The organism is Candidatus Amarolinea dominans (assembly GCA_016719785.1).
GTDB lineage: Bacteria > Chloroflexota > Anaerolineae > SSC4 > Amarolineaceae > Amarolinea > Amarolinea dominans.
This window is the reverse complement of sequence record JADJYJ010000008.1, coordinates 375,492-392,271: the sequence shown is the minus strand read 5'-3', so window position 1 is coordinate 392,271 and position 16,780 is coordinate 375,492. Positions and strand designations below refer to the sequence as shown.

The following is a 16,780-nucleotide window of genomic DNA, read 5'->3' as shown; positions in this document are numbered from 1 at the left end:
CGAGCAGGCGATTGGGATTGTTGGGGTCCAGAATGAATGGGGAGATGAAATTGGCCGTGTTGTTGCACGCGTCATCGATGCGATAGGGGGCCGGTCGGCAGGTCCATTGACCGCCATCCCAGTACAAGCCATAGATGTATTCGGCGCTAACGCCAGCATCGCTGCTGCGATGAACCTGTGCGCTGATATATTCACCGTAGAAGTAATTCGGATTGGCCGGATCTGCAGCCGCGAAACCGCCGTCACCGCCAAACATCGTGCTCCAGGTTTCCGTATTGCCGCTGTAGCGCAAGGTTCCGTTATCCTGTGTACCGCCCACGATCACGCCGCTTGTGCTGTTGCCGGCTGCGCCATAGAACTGGGTGATGCCCAGGTTGTTGTTCAACTCCTGCCAGCCGGTGGTGCCCAGAACCGTGTACACATTGTCGGCCTTGTAGACGCCGCCATCGTTGCCGAAGAAAACGGTCTTGTTCGTGCCGCCGTTGAAACCCGGAGATTCAACGATCGCATGATGATCGGCATGGGCAGAGGATGGCGCGCTCCACCATTGGCTGATCTTCGTCAGCGAACTTCCGCCATTCGTGCTGCGCCACAGATCAATGCCGCCCACGATCAGTGTATTGGCGTTCGTGGGATCAACCCAAATGATGTTGTCGTACCATCCCTGCCCTCCCAGGTAACTGTTGCCGGTGTTGACGAGCGCATAGGTCTGCCCGCCGTTGGTGCTGCTCCAAATTTCACCGCTATTGCGATTCACCGACGCATAAACGAGGGCAGGGTTGTTAGGGGCATAGGCTACCTCCACCCGTCCCAGCCAATCTAGGACAGGTATGCCAGTAGCAGCCGTCCAGTTGACCCCGCCGTCGGTCGAGTACCAGGCGCTTCCCTCCGAGCCACTGGCGATCGCTTTGCTATTGTCCGCGGGGTTGAAATTTACATCCAAAGCTCGCGTCGTGGTTCGGCGGCTCCACGTCGCGCCGCCATCCGTGCTTCGCCACAAACCGCTGCTCGTGGCCGCCATTAGAACGCTACCATTTGGCGAGATTGCCAGGCGATTGACGAAGTACCAGTCCGCATTGGCTGTGGCGTTCAATTGCGACCACGCCGCGCCGCCATTTGTGCTCTTGAAAACGCCGGCGCCCAGTATTCCATCCCCGTTGTAGAAGCCTTCTCCCGTCCCGGCATACATGATGCTGCTGTTGCTCGGGTTCATCACCAGCGTGGACACCGCCAGGTTCGCCATGAAATCATCCACCGGCCCCCAGGAGACCCCGCCGTTGGTTGACCGCCAGATGCCGCCGGAGACGCTGCCCGCCCACATCAGGGCCGGGTTCGCTGGGCTGATGACGATGGAGCGCACGCGGCCACCAATGTTGCCTGGCCCCAGCCACGTCCACGCCCCACGCGAAATCCCGCCGGTATCCGGGTCCGCGCCATCGCCGATGGGCATTTGACGAACGTGCTCGCCAGCCCGCGCCAGGCCGTCGGGCGGCACAAATCCGTTCTCATCCTGAAGCTGCAGGCGGCGAAAAGTCACCGCTTCCCCCGGATGGTCGGACATGGGGTGTTCAGTCTTGTACACAGCCCGCGTCAGTTTGTCATCCGGCAACAGACATATCTCGGCATTGGTTAGCCCGCGAGCGGTGTGCAACTCAGGCACCCATGATGCTGGTAGGTTGCGCCGCACAGCCACCTGATGATCTGTCAGGGGTAGATGTTGGCATAGAATGGTATCGAGGGTCGAATTGGCCAGAGACGAGGTGTTTAGCCACACCCAAACGAAGACGATCGTTCCGGTGAGGAGAATAGTGATGGCGCCACCCAGTACCCTGAGCTGGCGCTGCCTGCGAGGTGAAAAGACGGTCATCATGAGATTCCTCCTTGCACAAACTACAACAATGGCTCGGCCTGCTTCTCCTGAATCGTCGTTTATGGCTGGACTTGAATGGCGACTCCGACGCGTGCTGGCATCGGCGCACAGGGTGTGCCGGGCGGGCACGGCGCCGGCACACTTGTCATCACGAGGTCTGTTTGCCCCACCGCGGCAGCCTGGAACAACCAGCCGTCTGGCCCAGGCTGGCTCATTTTGTCTGCCGGTGTGAGTGCAGTAAGAATGGATGAATCATAATCAACCTGCCATGTGAGCTCAGTTGACATGGGCAGCACGACGATTTGCTGATTCACCCGGACAACGATGGTTTGACCGGCTTGAGCGGGACTCACGATCACCCTGGCAAGTGGTGTACTTTCTGGTATTGCAGTTGCCTCAGTGATCGTTGCAGTGGGTGATGGCGGTGCAAGGGTTTGCGTTGGCGTTGTGCCCGTTGGCGTTGTGCCCGTTGGCGTTGTGCCCGTTGGCGTTGTGCCCGTTGGCGTTGTGCCCGTTGGCGTTGTGCCCGTTGGCGTTGTGCCAACCGGTTGCAGCGAACAGCCGGAAAGAACCAGAATCAGTATGCCTATCACCCAGCCATGTCGTCTACGGCTGGCTGCACTCCCCCGCAACCATTTGTGAAGCCCTGCATACTGAGATACAAATGTCGCCATGATCGTCCGCCTTTCGATGTCCAGTTTTGTCAATGAGACAGTAAACAGTGAGCCATGAACAGTATACCAGATTTTGTCTGTCATGAGTCTGTCAAGTTTTGGCAGAACTCTGTCAACTTTTTTCAGCGGGCTTCACTCGATCAGCAGCTCAAACCCCAGTGTGCGGACACGGTCACGATATCAATGATGTCAATCACGCCGAAGGGGGCGGCCACATCGTAGGTTGGATTGTATAAGGCTGCATTGCGCCAACGGCTGGCAACCGCTGTGATGTCGAGGGCATCTACCTGACCGTTGTGATCGAAGTCATAGCACGCCTGGCCCACTGTCTCCGCCCGATACAGGCCACGTCCATGCGTGGCCGCGACAAGCGCAGTGTTCATCCAGAATAACTCATCCACCGAGACATTGGCCGGTCCCTCGTGAGGCACGGTCCAATTAGCCCCGGCGTTTTCACTGACAAAAACGCCGACTTCCGCGCCAACGTAGATCCAATTCGAATTGTTGGGATGAATCACCAGGCTGCGCACCGGCGCGTCGGGCAGTCCACTGGAGCCTGAGCCGGTGCGGTCACTCCAGGAACTGCCGGCGTCGGTGGTGCGCCAGACATTGTCGGGGCTGAAACCACCAAACGTCACGTAGACCGTGTTGGCGCTGTTGCGGTCAATGGTGATGCGCATCACGTAGCGATTGGGTAAACCGGGCGCGTTGGTATCCACTTGCGTCCAGGTTGGTGAAGCTGCGGTGCCGTTGGCTGTCTTGTAGACATTACCATTGTTATGACCCACCCACACGATGTCCGAGTTGCCGGGCGCAACGGCAATGGCGCTGATATTGTAGTCGCCGCTAATCGGCGCTTTGATGCTGGCCCAGGAGGGACCCGTCGTACCCGTGTTGGCCGTCTTCGGATCGTTGCTGCGCCACAGGGATCTGCCGCCGACGAGCAGGCGATTGGGGGTATTGGGATCCAGAATGAATGGGGCGATGAAGTTGGCGGTGCGGTTGCACGCGTCATCGATGCGATAAGGAGCCGAGAGGCAGGTCCATTGACTGCCATCCCAATAGATACCGCTGATGTACTCGGACGTACTGCCCCCATTGCTGCTGCGATGAACCCACGCATAGACATATTCACCGTAGAAATAATTCGGGTCAGATGGATCAGCAGCCGAGAAACCACCATCACCGCCATACATCGTGCTCCAGGTTTCCGTGTTGCCGTTGAAACGCAAGGTTCCGTTATCCTGTGTGCCGCCCACGATCACGCCGCTTGTGCTGTTGCCGGCTGCGCCATAGAACTGGGTGATGCCCAGGTTGTTGTTCAACTCCTGCCAGCCGGTGGTGCCCAGAACCGTGTACACATTGTCGGCCCTGTAGACGCCGCCATCGTTGCCGAAGAAAACGGTCTTGTTCGTGCCGCCGTTGAAGCCCGGAGATTCAACGATCGCATGATGATCGGCATGGGCAGAGGACGGCGCGCTCCACCATTGACTGATCTTCGTCAGCGAACTTCCGCCATTCGTGCTGCGCCACAGATCAATGCCGCCCACGATCAGTGTATTGGCGTTCGTGGGGTCAACCCAAATGATGTTGTCGTACCACCCCTGCCCGCCCAGGTAACTGTTGCCGGTATTGACGAGCGCATAGGTCTGCCCGCCGTTGGTGCTGCTCCAAATTTCACCGCTGTTGCGGCTGACGGACGCATAAACCCAGGATGGGTTACTGGGCGCATAGGCCACCTCTACCCGCCCCAGGTAATCCAGCACGGGGATGCCCGTAGCAGCCGTCCAGTTGACCCCGCCGTCGTTCGAATACCAGGCGCTTCCCTCCGAGCCGCTGGCGATAGCTTTGCTGTTGTCCGCGGGATTGAAATTTACATCCAAAGCTCGCGTCGTGGTTCGGCGGCTCCACGTCGCGCCGCCATCCGTGCTTCGCCACAAACCGCTGCTCGTAGCCGCCACCAGGATGTTGCCATTGGGTGCGAACGCCAGGCGATTGACGTAATACCAGTCTGCACTGGTCGTCGAGCCTAATTGTGACCAGATCGTGCCGCCGTCCGTGCTCTTGAAGACACCGGCGCCCTGTATTCTATCCGCATTGTAGAAGCCTTCTCCCGTCCCGGCATACATGATGCTGCTGTTGCTCGGACTCATCACCAGTGTGGAAACTGCCAGGTTCGCCATGAAATCATCTACCGGTCCCCACAAGACCCCGCCGTTGGTTGACCGCCAGATGCCGCCGGAGACGCTGCCCGCCCACATCAGGGCCGAGTTCGCTGGGCTGATGACGATGGAGCGCACGCGGCCGCCGATGTTGCCTGGCCCCAGCCATGTCCACGACCCACGTGAGATTCCGCCGCTGTCAGGGTCCGCGCCGTCGCCAATGCGCATTTGACGAACGTGCTCGCCGGCTCGCGCCAGGCCATCGGCCGGCACAAATCCGTTCTCATCCTGAAGCTGCAGGCGGCGAAAAGTCACCGCTTCCCCGGGAGAGTCAGGCTTGGGATGATCTGTCTTGTACACGGCTTGCGTCAGTTTGTCATCCGGCAACAGACAGATCTCGGCATTGGATAGTCCAAGAGCTGCGCGCAGCTCAGGCACGAATGATGCTGGCAGATTGCGCCGCACAGCCACCTGACGATCTGTCAGGGGTAGGTGTTGGCATAGAATGGTATCGAGGGTCGAATTGGCTGGAAACGAGGTGTTTAGCCACACCCAAACGAAGACGATCGTTCCGGTGAGGAGAATAGCGATGGCGCCGCTCATTAGTCTTAGCTGACGCTGCCTGCGAGATGAGAAAACGGTCATCATGAGATCCCTCCTTAGTATAGCCTGGTCCGAACATGTGCATTTTGTCTGCCGGCGTGAGTGCGATTAAAATGGATGATATGCAGCTCACCTTGCAAGCCGATTTGGACAGGATGAGCAGGATGCACAGGATTTTTGTCCTGCGGTGTGCAAAACGATCAACGTAGTGTGCTATCTGGGGTTGCGGTTGCATCGGGGATCGTTGCGGTGGGTGATTGCGGTGCATGGATTTGCGTCGGCGTTGCACGCGTAGGTTTGGATAAAGACATATGACTCAGCACGAACACACGTACGCGGTTCAGGTGACCTGGACCGGCAACCTGGGGCAGGGGACCAGCAGCTACCGCGCCTATGCGCGCGCACACGAGATCACGGCGGCCGGCAAGCCGGTGATCGCCGGTTCGGCCGACCCCGCGTTTCGAGGCGACCGCACGCGCTATAACCCGGAAGACCTGCTGGTGGCGTCGTTGGCGGCCTGCCACATGCTGTGGTATTTACACCTGGCCGCAGACGCGGGTGTGGTGGTGGTGGCCTATGAAGACCAGGCCCGCGGCGTCATGGCGGAGACGCCGAATGGCGGCGGTCATTTTACTTCGGTCGTGCTGCTGCCCACAGTGACGATCCAGCCTGGCGCCGACCCGGCCCTGGCTGCGCACCTGCACGCCCGCGCCCATGAGCTGTGCTTCATCGCCAACTCCGTCAATTTCCCGGTGACGTGTGAACCGGTGATTGTCGTTGAGGCGGCACGCACCGCAGAGGACGCGGAGAAATAAAAAAGAAGGATGCGAGCATTCTTTGCCACGAATTTCACGAATTTTCACGAATTGGACATGGGTGAGAGTATCCGTGTTGATCCGTGTACTTTGAGAGAAGGATGCGGGCATTCTTTGCCACGAATTTCACGAATTTTCACGAATTGGCCCCTCTGCCTCCGTGCCATTCGTGGCAAGAGAATCCTTGCTCCCTGTGCAAGAAGTTAACTGGTAAATTACTAAAGGAAGAATCCCAAGGCTGCGATCCCAAACCGAAGGGCTATCGCTCTGCGCTTTGCACTTTGTACTCTGCACTCTGCGCTTCCGCATCCCCTCTCTCTGCCAACCGCCGCGCCAAAGCCATCTCCCCGGCCAGGTCATGCACCTCGCCGTCGAGACGCGCGGCGCGCACGGCCTGCAGAATCTGGCGATAGAGTGGGCCGGGCGGCAGACCGAGTTTGCGCAGCCGATGACCGTCCAGCTCTACCGTCACCTGCTTGAGGCTGCGTTCGTAGAGGTCCATGCGCTGCTGCACCAGCCACGATTCGCTGGCGACGCGCAGCACCAGCCGCGCCGCAGCGCTGATTGGGCGCAAGATCTCATCTATCTGACTGGCGCGCAGCAGCGGCCGGCCCAGGTCGGCCAGATGGCGCTGCAAGGCGCGCAGGTCGCTCAGCAGGCGCATGGTGTCATGGCGCAGGCGCAAGCGCTCATGCACCTGTTGATCGGCCTCGGCCGGCTGGCGGAAGAGCATCAGCGCCAGGTAGAGGCGCGGCAATTCTTCCCCTGCCACCGTCTGCGAGTCGCCCGCCAACTGGCGGTCCATGCGCAGATGGCGCAGATCAACGAAGCGGTCGGCCAACCAGCGGTCATAGACCAGGTGCGCATTCAGGTGTGCGAGTACCTGCATCTGCTGCAAACGCGCCAGCGCCAGTTCCGGCTCGGCCTCTTCCAGGATCAACTCCAGCTCATGCCGCACCCGCGCCGGGCTGACCTTGGGCAGCAGGTCGAGCGCGTCGGCAATCAGTTGCTCGGTGCGCGCCTCGATCTGAAAATGAAAGCGCTGCTCGAAACGCACCGCGCGCAGGATGCGTGTGGGGTCTTCGATGAAACTCAGGCTGTGCAGCACACGGATGATGCCGTTGTTCAGGTCCCCCACCCCGTCGTAGAAATCGAGCAGCTCGCCCCAATGCTGCGGGTCGAGGTGAATCGCCAGGGTGTTGATCGTGAAGTCGCGCCGGTGCAGGTCGAGTTTGATCGAAGACCGCTCCACGGTGGGCAGCGCGGTGGGGTGTTCGTAGAATTCGGTGCGCGCGGTGACGAAATCGAGGCTGGGCACCGGCGGCGCGGCGTCATCCACGCTGCTGATCTGCACCGGCCGGTACTCCTCATCTTCCTCTTCGCTGCTCTGCTCACTTGCGTCCGCCGGCTCGGCCTTGCCATCGGCGCTGAGAATCCATTTGGCCGTGCCGAAGCGTTTGTGTGAACGCACGCGGCCGCCATACAGGCTCGCCAGGCGCCGCGCCAGGCCGATCGCATCCCCTTCGACCACCAGGTCAATGTCAAAATTGGGGACGTTGAGCAAAAGATCACGCACGAAGCCGCCCACCGCGTACATGGGGTAGTTCAAATCGGCCGCGGCCTCGCCCGCACGGCGCACCAGGTTGATCAACGCCGCGGGCAGCAGAGTTTCCATCTTCGCGTTCATGTCCGCGGCCGGGCGCGTGGGCAGCGGCGTGCCCCACAGCTTGATCAGATCGGTGCGGGTGACGATGCCGATCAGCGCGCCGGTCTGCCGGTTGACCACCGGCACCTGGCCCCAGCCGCTTTCGATCATGCGGCGCTGCAAGACTTCGATGCCATCCTCCGGCGCCACGCTGATGCTGCCTTTGCTCATGACCTGGGCGACAGGCGCCTGCGCCAGGCCGTGGCGCAAGGCGCGGTCCACCTGGCCGCGGGTCAACATGCCCACGACCTGGCTCAAGTCGGCCACCGGAAAGCCCTCGAAACCGAAGCGCTGCATGCGCGCCGCGGCGTCGGCAATCGTCATGTCGGGCGACAGGGTCTGCAGCCCGCGTGACATAATCTCGCTGACCGTCACCGAAGGGCGCACGTGCTGCTGCAGCAAATCTACCAGGGTCGTCCGCACCTCGCGCAGGCTGCGCCCGCGCACCAGCGCCGCGGCAGCGCGCCGATGACCACCGCCCCCCAGCGCTGACGCAATTACGCCGACATCCACCGCGTCGCTGCTGCTGCGCGCCACGACCTGGATGCGATCGCCCAGGTCAACCAGCAGAAAGACCGCAGCCGGCTCGTAGAAATCGCGCACGCGGTGCGCCAGGGTCGAGATTTCATCGTTGAAGGTGGGCAAGCTGGCCCAGGCGATGATGACCGGCTGGCTGCCGAACTCGAACGGTTCGCTGTTGGCGATGAGCTGATCGAGCAGGGCCTTTTGCTCAGCGGTCAGCGAGTGGTGCAGGAATCGGTTGACCACTTCGAGATTAGCGCCCTGCGCCGGCTGCAGCAGCCAGGCCACGCACGCGGCGTCACGCGCGGTGGTGGCGCTGTAGGTCAACGTGCCCGTGTCTTCGTAGATGCCCAGCAGCAGGCAGGTGGCCTCGATCGTGGTCAGCGGGATACGTTCGTTTTGCAGGCGTTCCACCAGCAGCGTTGTCGTGGCGCCCACCTTGTCGCCGGTGTGGGTCCAGTCGGGCGGCAGGGTGATCTGCAATGCATGATGATCCACGATCTCAACGCTGGTTTGCGCCGACATGCGGCGCGGTGGCGCAAAACTTTGCGTGTCTACCACCAGGGCATGGACCACGCGGCGCGGCGGCGCATCGGCGGCCGCCACGAACGGCAGGGCGCTGCGGTAGAGGGTCAAGAATTCGCGCACGTTGCGGTTTAGCTGGCCCGGCAAAATGGGGACAGCCTGGGGGTTCAGTTTCCAGGTTGCCAGCATGGCCGCCAGGGCGTCGAAATCGGCATGTTCGTGGGTCAAAATGACCGTGAGACCGGTAGTCACGTGTGGCGCCCCCCCAAAAGTTACGTTATTATACCATGCGACGCTTCGTAGGCCCGCAATTTAGGATAGCGCCACGCCACCCAGCCGGTGAGGAGCACGGTGGCCAGCCCGCCGCTGACAATGGCAAAGGGGACGCCGAACGCGCTGGCGACCAGGCCGGCTTCCATTTCACCCAACTGCGGGCCACCCATGAAGAAGATCATATTGACGCCGGTCATGCGTCCGCGCAGATGGTCGGGCGTGAGCACCTGGCGGATGGTGCCGCGAATGACGGTGGAAACGGTGTCGGCCGCGCCGGTCAGGGCAAAGAGGAAGTAGGAGAGATAAAAGTTGGCCGTCAGGCCGAAGAAGAGGGTGGCGACGCCGTAGATGGCAACGCTGACCAGGAGCACATGGCCCTGGCGTTTGATCTCGCCCCGGTACGAGGTGATGGCGCCGGCAACGATGGCCCCGACCGACTGAGCGGTTGAAAGCAGCCCGTAGCCCTGCACGCCCACATGCACCACCTCGCTGGCGATGATGGGCAGCATCGTGCGCGCGGAGGAAAAGAAGGTCGCCAGGAAATCGAGCAGCATGGTGCCCCAGATGATGCGCTGACTGTAGGTGAAGTGCAGCCCCTCGGCCACGGCCGGCCAGCCCAGGCCGGTGTTGTTGGCGGCGGCGCGGCCCCGGTAGCGCATCAGGAGCAGCGCCAGGATTACCGCGCCAAAGGAGATGGCGTTGGCCGCGTAGACCCAGCCAATGTCAATGGCGGACACCATCAGGCCGGCCAGCGCAGGCCCAATCACGCTGCCGATCTGCCAAACCAACGTGTTCAGGCTGACGGCGTTGGTCAGATGCTCGCGCGGCACCAGGTTGGGCACCAGTGCTTGCCGCGCCGGGTTGTCGAAGGCCGCCGCGGCCGCGCCCGCGGCGGTCAGCAGGTAGATGGCGGTCACGCTGGCCTCTCCGCGCAGGCTCAGATAGGCCAATATCCCGGCGAAGAGGGTCGCGGCGGCCTGGGTGACCAACAGCAGGCGGCGGCGGTCCAGGGTGTCGGCCAGCACACCGCCGATGAGAGCGAAGAGGACGATGGGGATCACGCGTACCAGGCCCAGGGTGCCCAAGCCGAGCGCCTCGCCGCTCAGGGCAAATTCGCCCCCGAACAGATGCAGCGTGTAGGTGCTGCCCCTGAGCAGTTCGAAGACATGCCAATTGACGGCGGTCAGTTGCATCTGCGAGCCGACGGTGGAGACCAGCATCCCGGTCCACAGCAGGCTGAAATCGCGGTTGCGCAAGGCCGCAAAGCGCGGCGGCGACGAATCTTTGCTGATGGTCATGGAAGCAGCGGCGTGTTAATAGTTGACCTCGCGGCTGAGGGTGTGCAGGGCAAGCAGCGCGGTGCGTCCGGCTTGCTCCAACTTGGGCAGTTCGATCGCGTCGGGGGTGTCCTGCGGTGTCTCGGCCAGCGCATCAGAGCCGTCCCAACTCAGGTACATGGTGAGTGCGCTGCGGCCACCAAAGCCGGGCGGTGCGGGTTGCCCAAAGTGGGGGTCGCGGCCGCGCGTCGTGGTGGCAACGCCCAGGCGGCCGGCGGCATCCTGAAAGAGCTGCACCAGGCGGAAGCTGCTCCCCTGGCCCAGGGCCAACGCGTCGCCGCTGCCGCCGCCCACACCGCTCAATTCGATCACCGCCTCCAGATGCAGGGAACTGAAGCCGATCTTGGCCGCCATGACGTTGAAGACGCTGAGGCCCTCGTTGCGCTCGCCGCCGGCCCAGGCCACGAATACCACGGTCTTGTTGGGCTGGTACGGGCTGTTCTTGAGCGCCCGCGCCAGTTCCAGCATCGTCGCTACGCCGCTGGCGTTGTCGTTGGCGCCTGGATATGACGCGCCGTCCGGCCCCACGCCCACGCCATCGTAGGACGCGGTGACCATGATGACCTGGCTGTCCAGCCCCATCTCGGCCGCCTGCCCGGGGATGAAACCGACGACATGATAGTATTGTTCGCTGATGCCATCCGAAATTTCGGCTTCGATCACCATGCGCACCGGATCGCCGGCTGGCGTCAGCGTCACCTCGCCGGCCTTGAGGCTGGCTGCGGCCGCTTCCAGTTGGGCCATGCTGCTGCCGGTTGAGGCCAGCAGGCGGTCGGCTATGGCCGTGGTCACGATCATCATCGGCACGCGGCCTTCGTTGCCGCCATAGAGCACTTTGCGCTGCATGAGCAGGGGATCATCTGACACCACCAGGAAGCCGGCCGCGGCGGCCGTATTGATGCGCTCGGCATCTTGGGGACGCACGATCAAAATTTTGTCACGCAACGACATTTGGTTCATGCCGTAGTGGTCGCTGGCGGTCGTTTCCGGGTCGCGGCCGCTGACCAGGCCCATCACCACGCCCTCGGCACGGCCAAAGGTGGAGCGCCGGGCATAGGCCAGGCCGCGCCCCACGTATTCGACAAAGTCCTGGCGATAGGTCAGCGCCTGGGTGACGTCGCCCTGGTTGCCCAAAATCTCCAGGGTGGGCGTCTGGCGCAGATGGGCGCGGGGGGTGGTGTTGCTCACAATGAAGGTTTCCTGGCCGTTTACTTTGGCGCCGGCCGGGAAGAGACCAATCTCCTGCATCCGCTCGGCGATGTAGGCGGCCGTTTTTTGCGCACCGGGCGTGCCGGTTTCCCGTCCTTCGAACGCGGGCGAGGCCAGTTGCTGGATATCTTGCAAGGCGCGCGTCGTGTCGAAGGCGGTCGCCTGGCTGCGATAGATGCCGAGCGGCGAGGTGGCGCGCAAGAGCAGGATCAGCCCGACTACCGCGCCGACGCTCACGGTGACGGTGTAGCGGTTGAACAGGCGGCTGACGTTGGCGCGGGTGTCATCCAGGAAGCGCCGCATGCCCTGCCCCCACAGATTGAAGCTGAGGATCGCGATGAAGAAGGCGAGGCCCGGATACCACCCCAGCCAGGGGTAGGAGCGCCACCAGTTGCGCACGTTCGCCAGCAGTGCGCCCCATTCGGGCACGTCGGAGAAGAAATAGACAACCGACTGCATCTGGCCTGTTTCCGCAATGGCCGCGCGGAAACCGCCGCCCATGAAGATGTTGAGAAAGCCCAGCTCGGCCAGCAGCATGAGCACGCCGCCCATCTCCAGGATGGAGAGGACGAGCAGCGAGGGCAGCAGCACGCTGAGGATGTGGCGTGAGAGTAGGTGAATGGTGCGCGCGCCGGTTGCGCGGGCCGCTTCGATGTAGGGCTGTGGTTTGAGGCCGATGACCTGGCCGCGCACGAACTGCGCGATTTCGCCCCAGCCCACGACCGAAACGCCGATGATGAAGACGCCCATGCCCTGTTGAATACCCAGCGCCAGGATCAGGATCAGCGCAAAGAGCGTCACCGGGAACGCGGCCCACACGGCAATGGCGCCCTGGACGAGGCGATCGAGCCAACCGCCGCGCCACCAGCCGGCCAGCGTGCCCAACAGGGTGCCGATGACCATGCGCGCGAGCATGGCAAAAAAGGCCAGGGTGAGGGTGCGCCGCGCGCCGCCGAGCACCAGGGCCTGGATGTCGCGGCCAACCGGGTCGGCGCCCCAGGGAAAGACGCTGGAAGGCTTGAACGGCGGTGCGGCGATGACGCCTTCGATCATCAGCACGCCGTGCGTTTCGTAGGGATTGGCGGGCGTCAGGCGATCACCGGCCACGACCAGGCCGATCAGCCCGGCCACAAGCAGGGTGCCCGCCATCAGAGCCGGGTTGGTCACCGTGTTGTACAGCAGGCGGCGCGCACCGTGGGTGGGTGGCAATTCGGCCGCCGATCCGCTCTCCTGGCTGATGGCCGCGGTCAGCGTGGGCAGCTCATCATGGCGCCGGACGCCGGGCAGCAACTGGCGCAGGCCGGCCCAGGTTTCACGCAGGGAGACCGACAGCCCTTCGAGCCAGCGCCGCCCGGTCTGCCGTTCCTCGAACAGGTCTGTGCTGGGCGTCGTGCGCAATCGTGCGTCGAGCAGCGGGAAGAGCATCTCCAGGGCCAGGTTGATCAGCAGGAAGAGGATGCCCAGGGTGACCACCAGGTCGGTGACGAGGGCGCGGTTACTGCTCTCGATCGTTTGCAGGAGAATTTGCCCCACGCCCGGCCAGACGAAGAACGATTCGACCACCGGCAGGCTGGCGAGCGAGAAGCGCAGCGAGGTGCCCAGGGTGGTCAGCACCGGAATCCAGACATTGCGCAGGGCATGGCGCAGCAGCACGCCGCGGTCACTGAGGCCCTTGCTGTAGGCCACCCGAATGTAATCCTGTCCCAGCACATCGGCCAGGGTGAGATAGGTCACCTGCACGATCTGCGCCAGCGGGCGGGCTGCAAGCACCAGCGCCGGCATGAGCAGGTGCGCATCCCAGCCAAAGCCGGTCTGCGGCAACACTGTGATTTCGAAGGTGCGGTGGACGCTGATGTTGAGCATCCAGAAGAGCATGGCCAGGATGAAGCTGGGGGTGGAGACGCCAAGAATGGAGAGGAGCAAGACCAATGAGCGGTTGCGGGCGCGGCCGCTGCGTGCGACACCGATGCCGACCGGCACGCCGATCAGGGCAGCCAGCAGCAGGGAGACCAGGAGAAGCCCGGCGCTGCGCGAGAAAAAGGTCCAGACCAGGGCAAAGGCCGGTTGGTAGGCTTTTTGCCAGTAATAGGTGGTGGGGTGGCGGAACAGGTAGTCGAAGGTGGCGCCCAGCGCTTGGCCGGCGGCGCTCCAGAGGGCGGCCGGCACACCCTGGCGCCCGCGCTCCGCCATCAGCAGCCCCAATTGCGTCAGGTAGGCAATGGCGAGCAGAATGACCAGGGTGGTCAGCAGCCGGCGCCCCAGGGCGCGCACGGTGCGCCGGCTGATTTGGATCTGTTGCATAGACGTGCAGTTCCGATTGATGGTTGATTGGCGGCCACAGCGGGACGCTTATCATACGTCAGAGCAGGCGCATCGTCAAACCAAATGGCCACGCCGCATCAAGCTCAGCACCCTGGGCATGGCGACGGTGTAGAGGTAGTAGGTCAGGCCGGAGGGGGCAAAATCAAACGCGCCGATGTGCGGGGCGAAACGCGCCCCGAACCCCTCTTTGAAACGCCAGACCCCCCACAGCGGGTCGCTTTCAACCATCTCCGTCGGCGCCCCCCACAGGTCATAGGTCGTGCAGCCCTGCGCCAGCGCCCAGCGCATCGCCTCCCATTGCAGCAGATGGTTGGGCATGGCCTCGCGCTGTTGACTGCTGGACGCGCCGTAGAGATACCAGGCCGTGCGCGCAAAACGGGCGATGAACAGGCCGGCGACGGTCTCAGCGCCGCTGTCGGCCAGCAGAAGACAGCCGCCCACCTGCCCCTGACTCTGTAGAAGCGTCTGCCAGGCGTCGTGGTAATAGGCCTGCGGGCGAATCAAGAAACCATCGCGGCCGCCGGTCTCCGCGTAGAGCCGGTAGAAAGTCGCCAGGTCGGCCTCCGTGCCCGCGCGCACCGTCACCCCCTTGCGACCGGCCAGGCGCACATTGTAGCGCCACTTCTGCTTGAAACCGGCCTGCACGGCGTCGGCGCCGGCGGTCAGATCGAGCAGCGCCGTGTTCTTGAACTGCACCTGCTCCGCGGCAGCCTGCCAACCGCGATGGCGCAGCAGATCGAGAATGGCGCGGCCGCGCAGGGTATCATCCGGCACGTCAGGGTCCATCTTGAGAAAGATGGCGCGGCTGCGGCGGGCATAATCCTCTAACGCGGCCAGTACCTGCACCGTCAACACGGGGTCCGCATAATCGAGCGCCGGGCCTTTGGGCACGTATTGCACAGCCAGCGGCAGACGGCCCAGGCGTCGTGTCAACACCTGCGCCGCGGCCACGACCGCGCCCTGGCGTGCGAAGAACAAGCGATGCGCCCACCAGCCGGTCTGGCGCTTGATCTCGCCCCACTCCCAGCTTTGCAGCAGATGATGTGTGGGCAGCCCCGCCAGCAGATCATTCCAGCGGCGTGGATCGGTTTCAGCGTGATAGGTGAGCGGTTGCAAGGAGAATTCCAAGTGATGAAGGCTAAATGTATAAATCGCGCTTGTTGTACATCCAATAGGCCGCTGCCACGCACACGACGATGATCGCGGCCGAGAGAACCAGATACGCCCCGTCCATCTTGCCAGTGCGGAGGAGTTCCCCGGCGTCGAAATACTTGAACGGCGTGAAGTATTTGAGAAAATCCAGACCCTCCTGCATACTGGAGATGATGGACATGAAGTACGTCGTCAGGATGATGGCAATGGCGGTTGAGCCGGAGCGTTTGTACTGCTTCATGGCGCAGCCCAGCAGCAGCCCGATGGCAAGGAAGATCAGTTCGAGCGCCAACATGGCCTGCATTTCGAGCGCCAGGAAGTCGTAGAAGCCCTGGTCGGGCTGGTAAGACCGCACCGCCACAAGCGTCACCGCCCAGGTGATCAGCACGAAGGCGATGCAATTGACCAGGGCAGCCAGCGCCTTGGCTGTGACGACTCTGCTGCGCGATACCGGCAGCACGAGCGAAAACTCGACCGTCCGGTCGCGCTCTTCCTTGGAGATGATGTCGCTACCCCACATCGCGGCTGCGATTGCGCCCATTAAACCAAAATAGATAAACATGATGCCATAGAAACCGCTCAACGTGGTCAGGTTGAAGGCGCGCATGCTCAAGGCATCCAGCAGCGCCGGGGGCATGGAATCGAGCATCTTCAGCATCTCGGGGTCGCCGGCAAAGGCGGAAAATTTCGCCACTGCCATCATGATCATCAGCGCGACGATGACGCTCCAGATCAGCAGCGATTTGAAGTTGGCTTTCAGTTCACGCAGAAAGATGTTCATCGTGCGTCTCCTTACGATACAGCCGGAATGTCGCGGCGGACGTACAGCCGATAACTGACCGCCAGCGCAACCAGGGTGACCGCTGCGTTGAGCAGCACCAGCGGCGTATCGTACGCGCCATGCTGGACGATGTAGGCCGCATCCAGGTGCTTGAAGGGCGTGATCAGTTCCAGTTTCACATCGCCAAAGATGCCGCTGAACGCGCTCAACACGTATGAACCGAACCCCAGGCCGAGGGCATACGGCGTCACGCTGCGCACACGCTTGACCAGCAGCGAAATGACCAGTCCGACGCTCAGGAAAAAGAGTTGGAGAATCACGATGCTGATCAGCAGCAGGAGCAGCGTGCCTGTCTCGTACTCGTGCTCGCCGCGGAAGAGCGCGATGACGACGAAACTAATCACCCACACGACCAGGTTGGTGATGGTCAGGCTGGTCAGCGCGGCCAGCAGTTTACTGGTCAGTATCTGCGTGCGGCTGACCGGTTTGCTCAACAGGAAGTCCGCGGTCAATTCACTCTCTTCAATCGAGACCAGCCCAAAGCCGTAGTTGCCGGCCTGGATCGCCAGACAGAGTTGAACGAACAGGAAAATAAAACTGTAATAACCCAGCACGGTGGCCAGGTCCATGTTATCCATGCCGAAGGCGGCCCGCAATTCCTGTGGGTATCTTGCCAGGAATGCGTTCATCAGCGCAGCCTGATCGGCAAATGCCGAAAAAAAGGAGAAAAAGATAACGAGGAGCGCTGCCACAGACAGCGACCAGGTGACCACCGATTTCAGTCGGGTGCGGAATTCATGTCTGTAGATGTTTGCGTTCATGGTCTCCGC

The 16,780-nt window shown here is 62.2% G+C and carries 9 protein-coding genes; 1 reads left to right on the top strand and 8 read right to left on the bottom strand.

What is annotated here, in order from left to right:
* A partial coding sequence (locus IPM84_12735; GenBank protein MBK9093610.1) for a hypothetical protein occupies positions 1–1,870 on the bottom strand: 1,870 nt, incomplete at its 3' end.
* Between the two features lie 814 nt (positions 1,871–2,684).
* On the bottom strand, positions 2,685–5,354 hold the full coding sequence (locus IPM84_12730) for a hypothetical protein (GenBank protein ID MBK9093609.1): 2,670 nt from the start codon (positions 5,352–5,354) through the stop codon (positions 2,685–2,687).
* A gap of 266 nt (positions 5,355–5,620) precedes the next feature.
* On the opposite strand from IPM84_12730, the gene IPM84_12725 reads away from it, so the two are divergent.
* The gene (locus IPM84_12725; GenBank protein ID MBK9093608.1) at positions 5,621–6,124 is read left to right on the top strand and encodes an OsmC family protein; all 504 of its coding nucleotides are present in this window, start codon (positions 5,621–5,623) and stop codon (positions 6,122–6,124) included.
* A gap of 259 nt (positions 6,125–6,383) precedes the next feature.
* On the opposite strand, the gene IPM84_12720 is transcribed toward IPM84_12725, so the two are convergent.
* The 6 genes from IPM84_12720 to IPM84_12695 form a co-directional block, all read right to left on the bottom strand.
* Complete coding sequence (locus tag IPM84_12720) at positions 6,384–9,128, bottom strand: CBS domain-containing protein (protein ID MBK9093607.1); 2,745 nt, start codon at positions 9,126–9,128, stop codon at positions 6,384–6,386.
* Between the two features lie 20 nt (positions 9,129–9,148).
* A complete protein-coding gene (locus IPM84_12715) occupies positions 9,149–10,447 on the bottom strand; it encodes an MFS transporter (protein ID MBK9093606.1) in 1,299 nt (432 codons plus the stop codon).
* Positions 10,448–10,462: 15 nt separating this feature from the next.
* Positions 10,463–13,996 (bottom strand): ABC transporter permease subunit, encoded by a 3,534-nt coding sequence (locus IPM84_12710; GenBank protein ID MBK9093605.1) that lies wholly within the window; start codon positions 13,994–13,996, stop codon positions 10,463–10,465.
* A 75-nt stretch (positions 13,997–14,071) separates the two neighbouring features.
* Positions 14,072–15,133 (bottom strand): peptidoglycan bridge formation glycyltransferase FemA/FemB family protein, encoded by a 1,062-nt coding sequence (locus IPM84_12705; GenBank protein MBK9093604.1) that lies wholly within the window; start codon positions 15,131–15,133, stop codon positions 14,072–14,074.
* A 22-nt stretch (positions 15,134–15,155) separates the two neighbouring features.
* The gene (locus IPM84_12700) at positions 15,156–15,950 is read right to left on the bottom strand and encodes an ABC transporter permease (GenBank protein ID MBK9093603.1); all 795 of its coding nucleotides are present in this window, start codon (positions 15,948–15,950) and stop codon (positions 15,156–15,158) included.
* Positions 15,951–15,961: 11 nt separating this feature from the next.
* Positions 15,962–16,771, bottom strand: coding sequence for an ABC transporter permease subunit (locus IPM84_12695; protein ID MBK9093602.1), 810 nt, complete (start codon positions 16,769–16,771; stop codon positions 15,962–15,964).
* Positions 16,772–16,780: the final 9 nt, after the last annotated feature.

Bases quoted from the DNA above. Each gene is read 5' to 3' on its own strand.
- IPM84_12730 (MBK9093609.1), bottom strand. From the start codon at position 5,354: ATGATGACCGTTTTCTCATCTCGCAGGCAGCGTCAGCTAAGACTAATG.
- IPM84_12725 (MBK9093608.1), top strand. From the start codon at position 5,621: ATGACTCAGCACGAACACACGTACGCGGTTCAGGTGACCTGGACCGGC.
- IPM84_12715 (MBK9093606.1), bottom strand. From the start codon at position 10,447: ATGACCATCAGCAAAGATTCGTCGCCGCCGCGCTTTGCGGCCTTGCGC.
- IPM84_12710 (MBK9093605.1), bottom strand. From the start codon at position 13,996: ATGCAACAGATCCAAATCAGCCGGCGCACCGTGCGCGCCCTGGGGCGC.
- IPM84_12700 (MBK9093603.1), bottom strand. From the start codon at position 15,950: ATGAACATCTTTCTGCGTGAACTGAAAGCCAACTTCAAATCGCTGCTG.
- IPM84_12695 (MBK9093602.1), bottom strand. From the start codon at position 16,771: ATGAACGCAAACATCTACAGACATGAATTCCGCACCCGACTGAAATCG.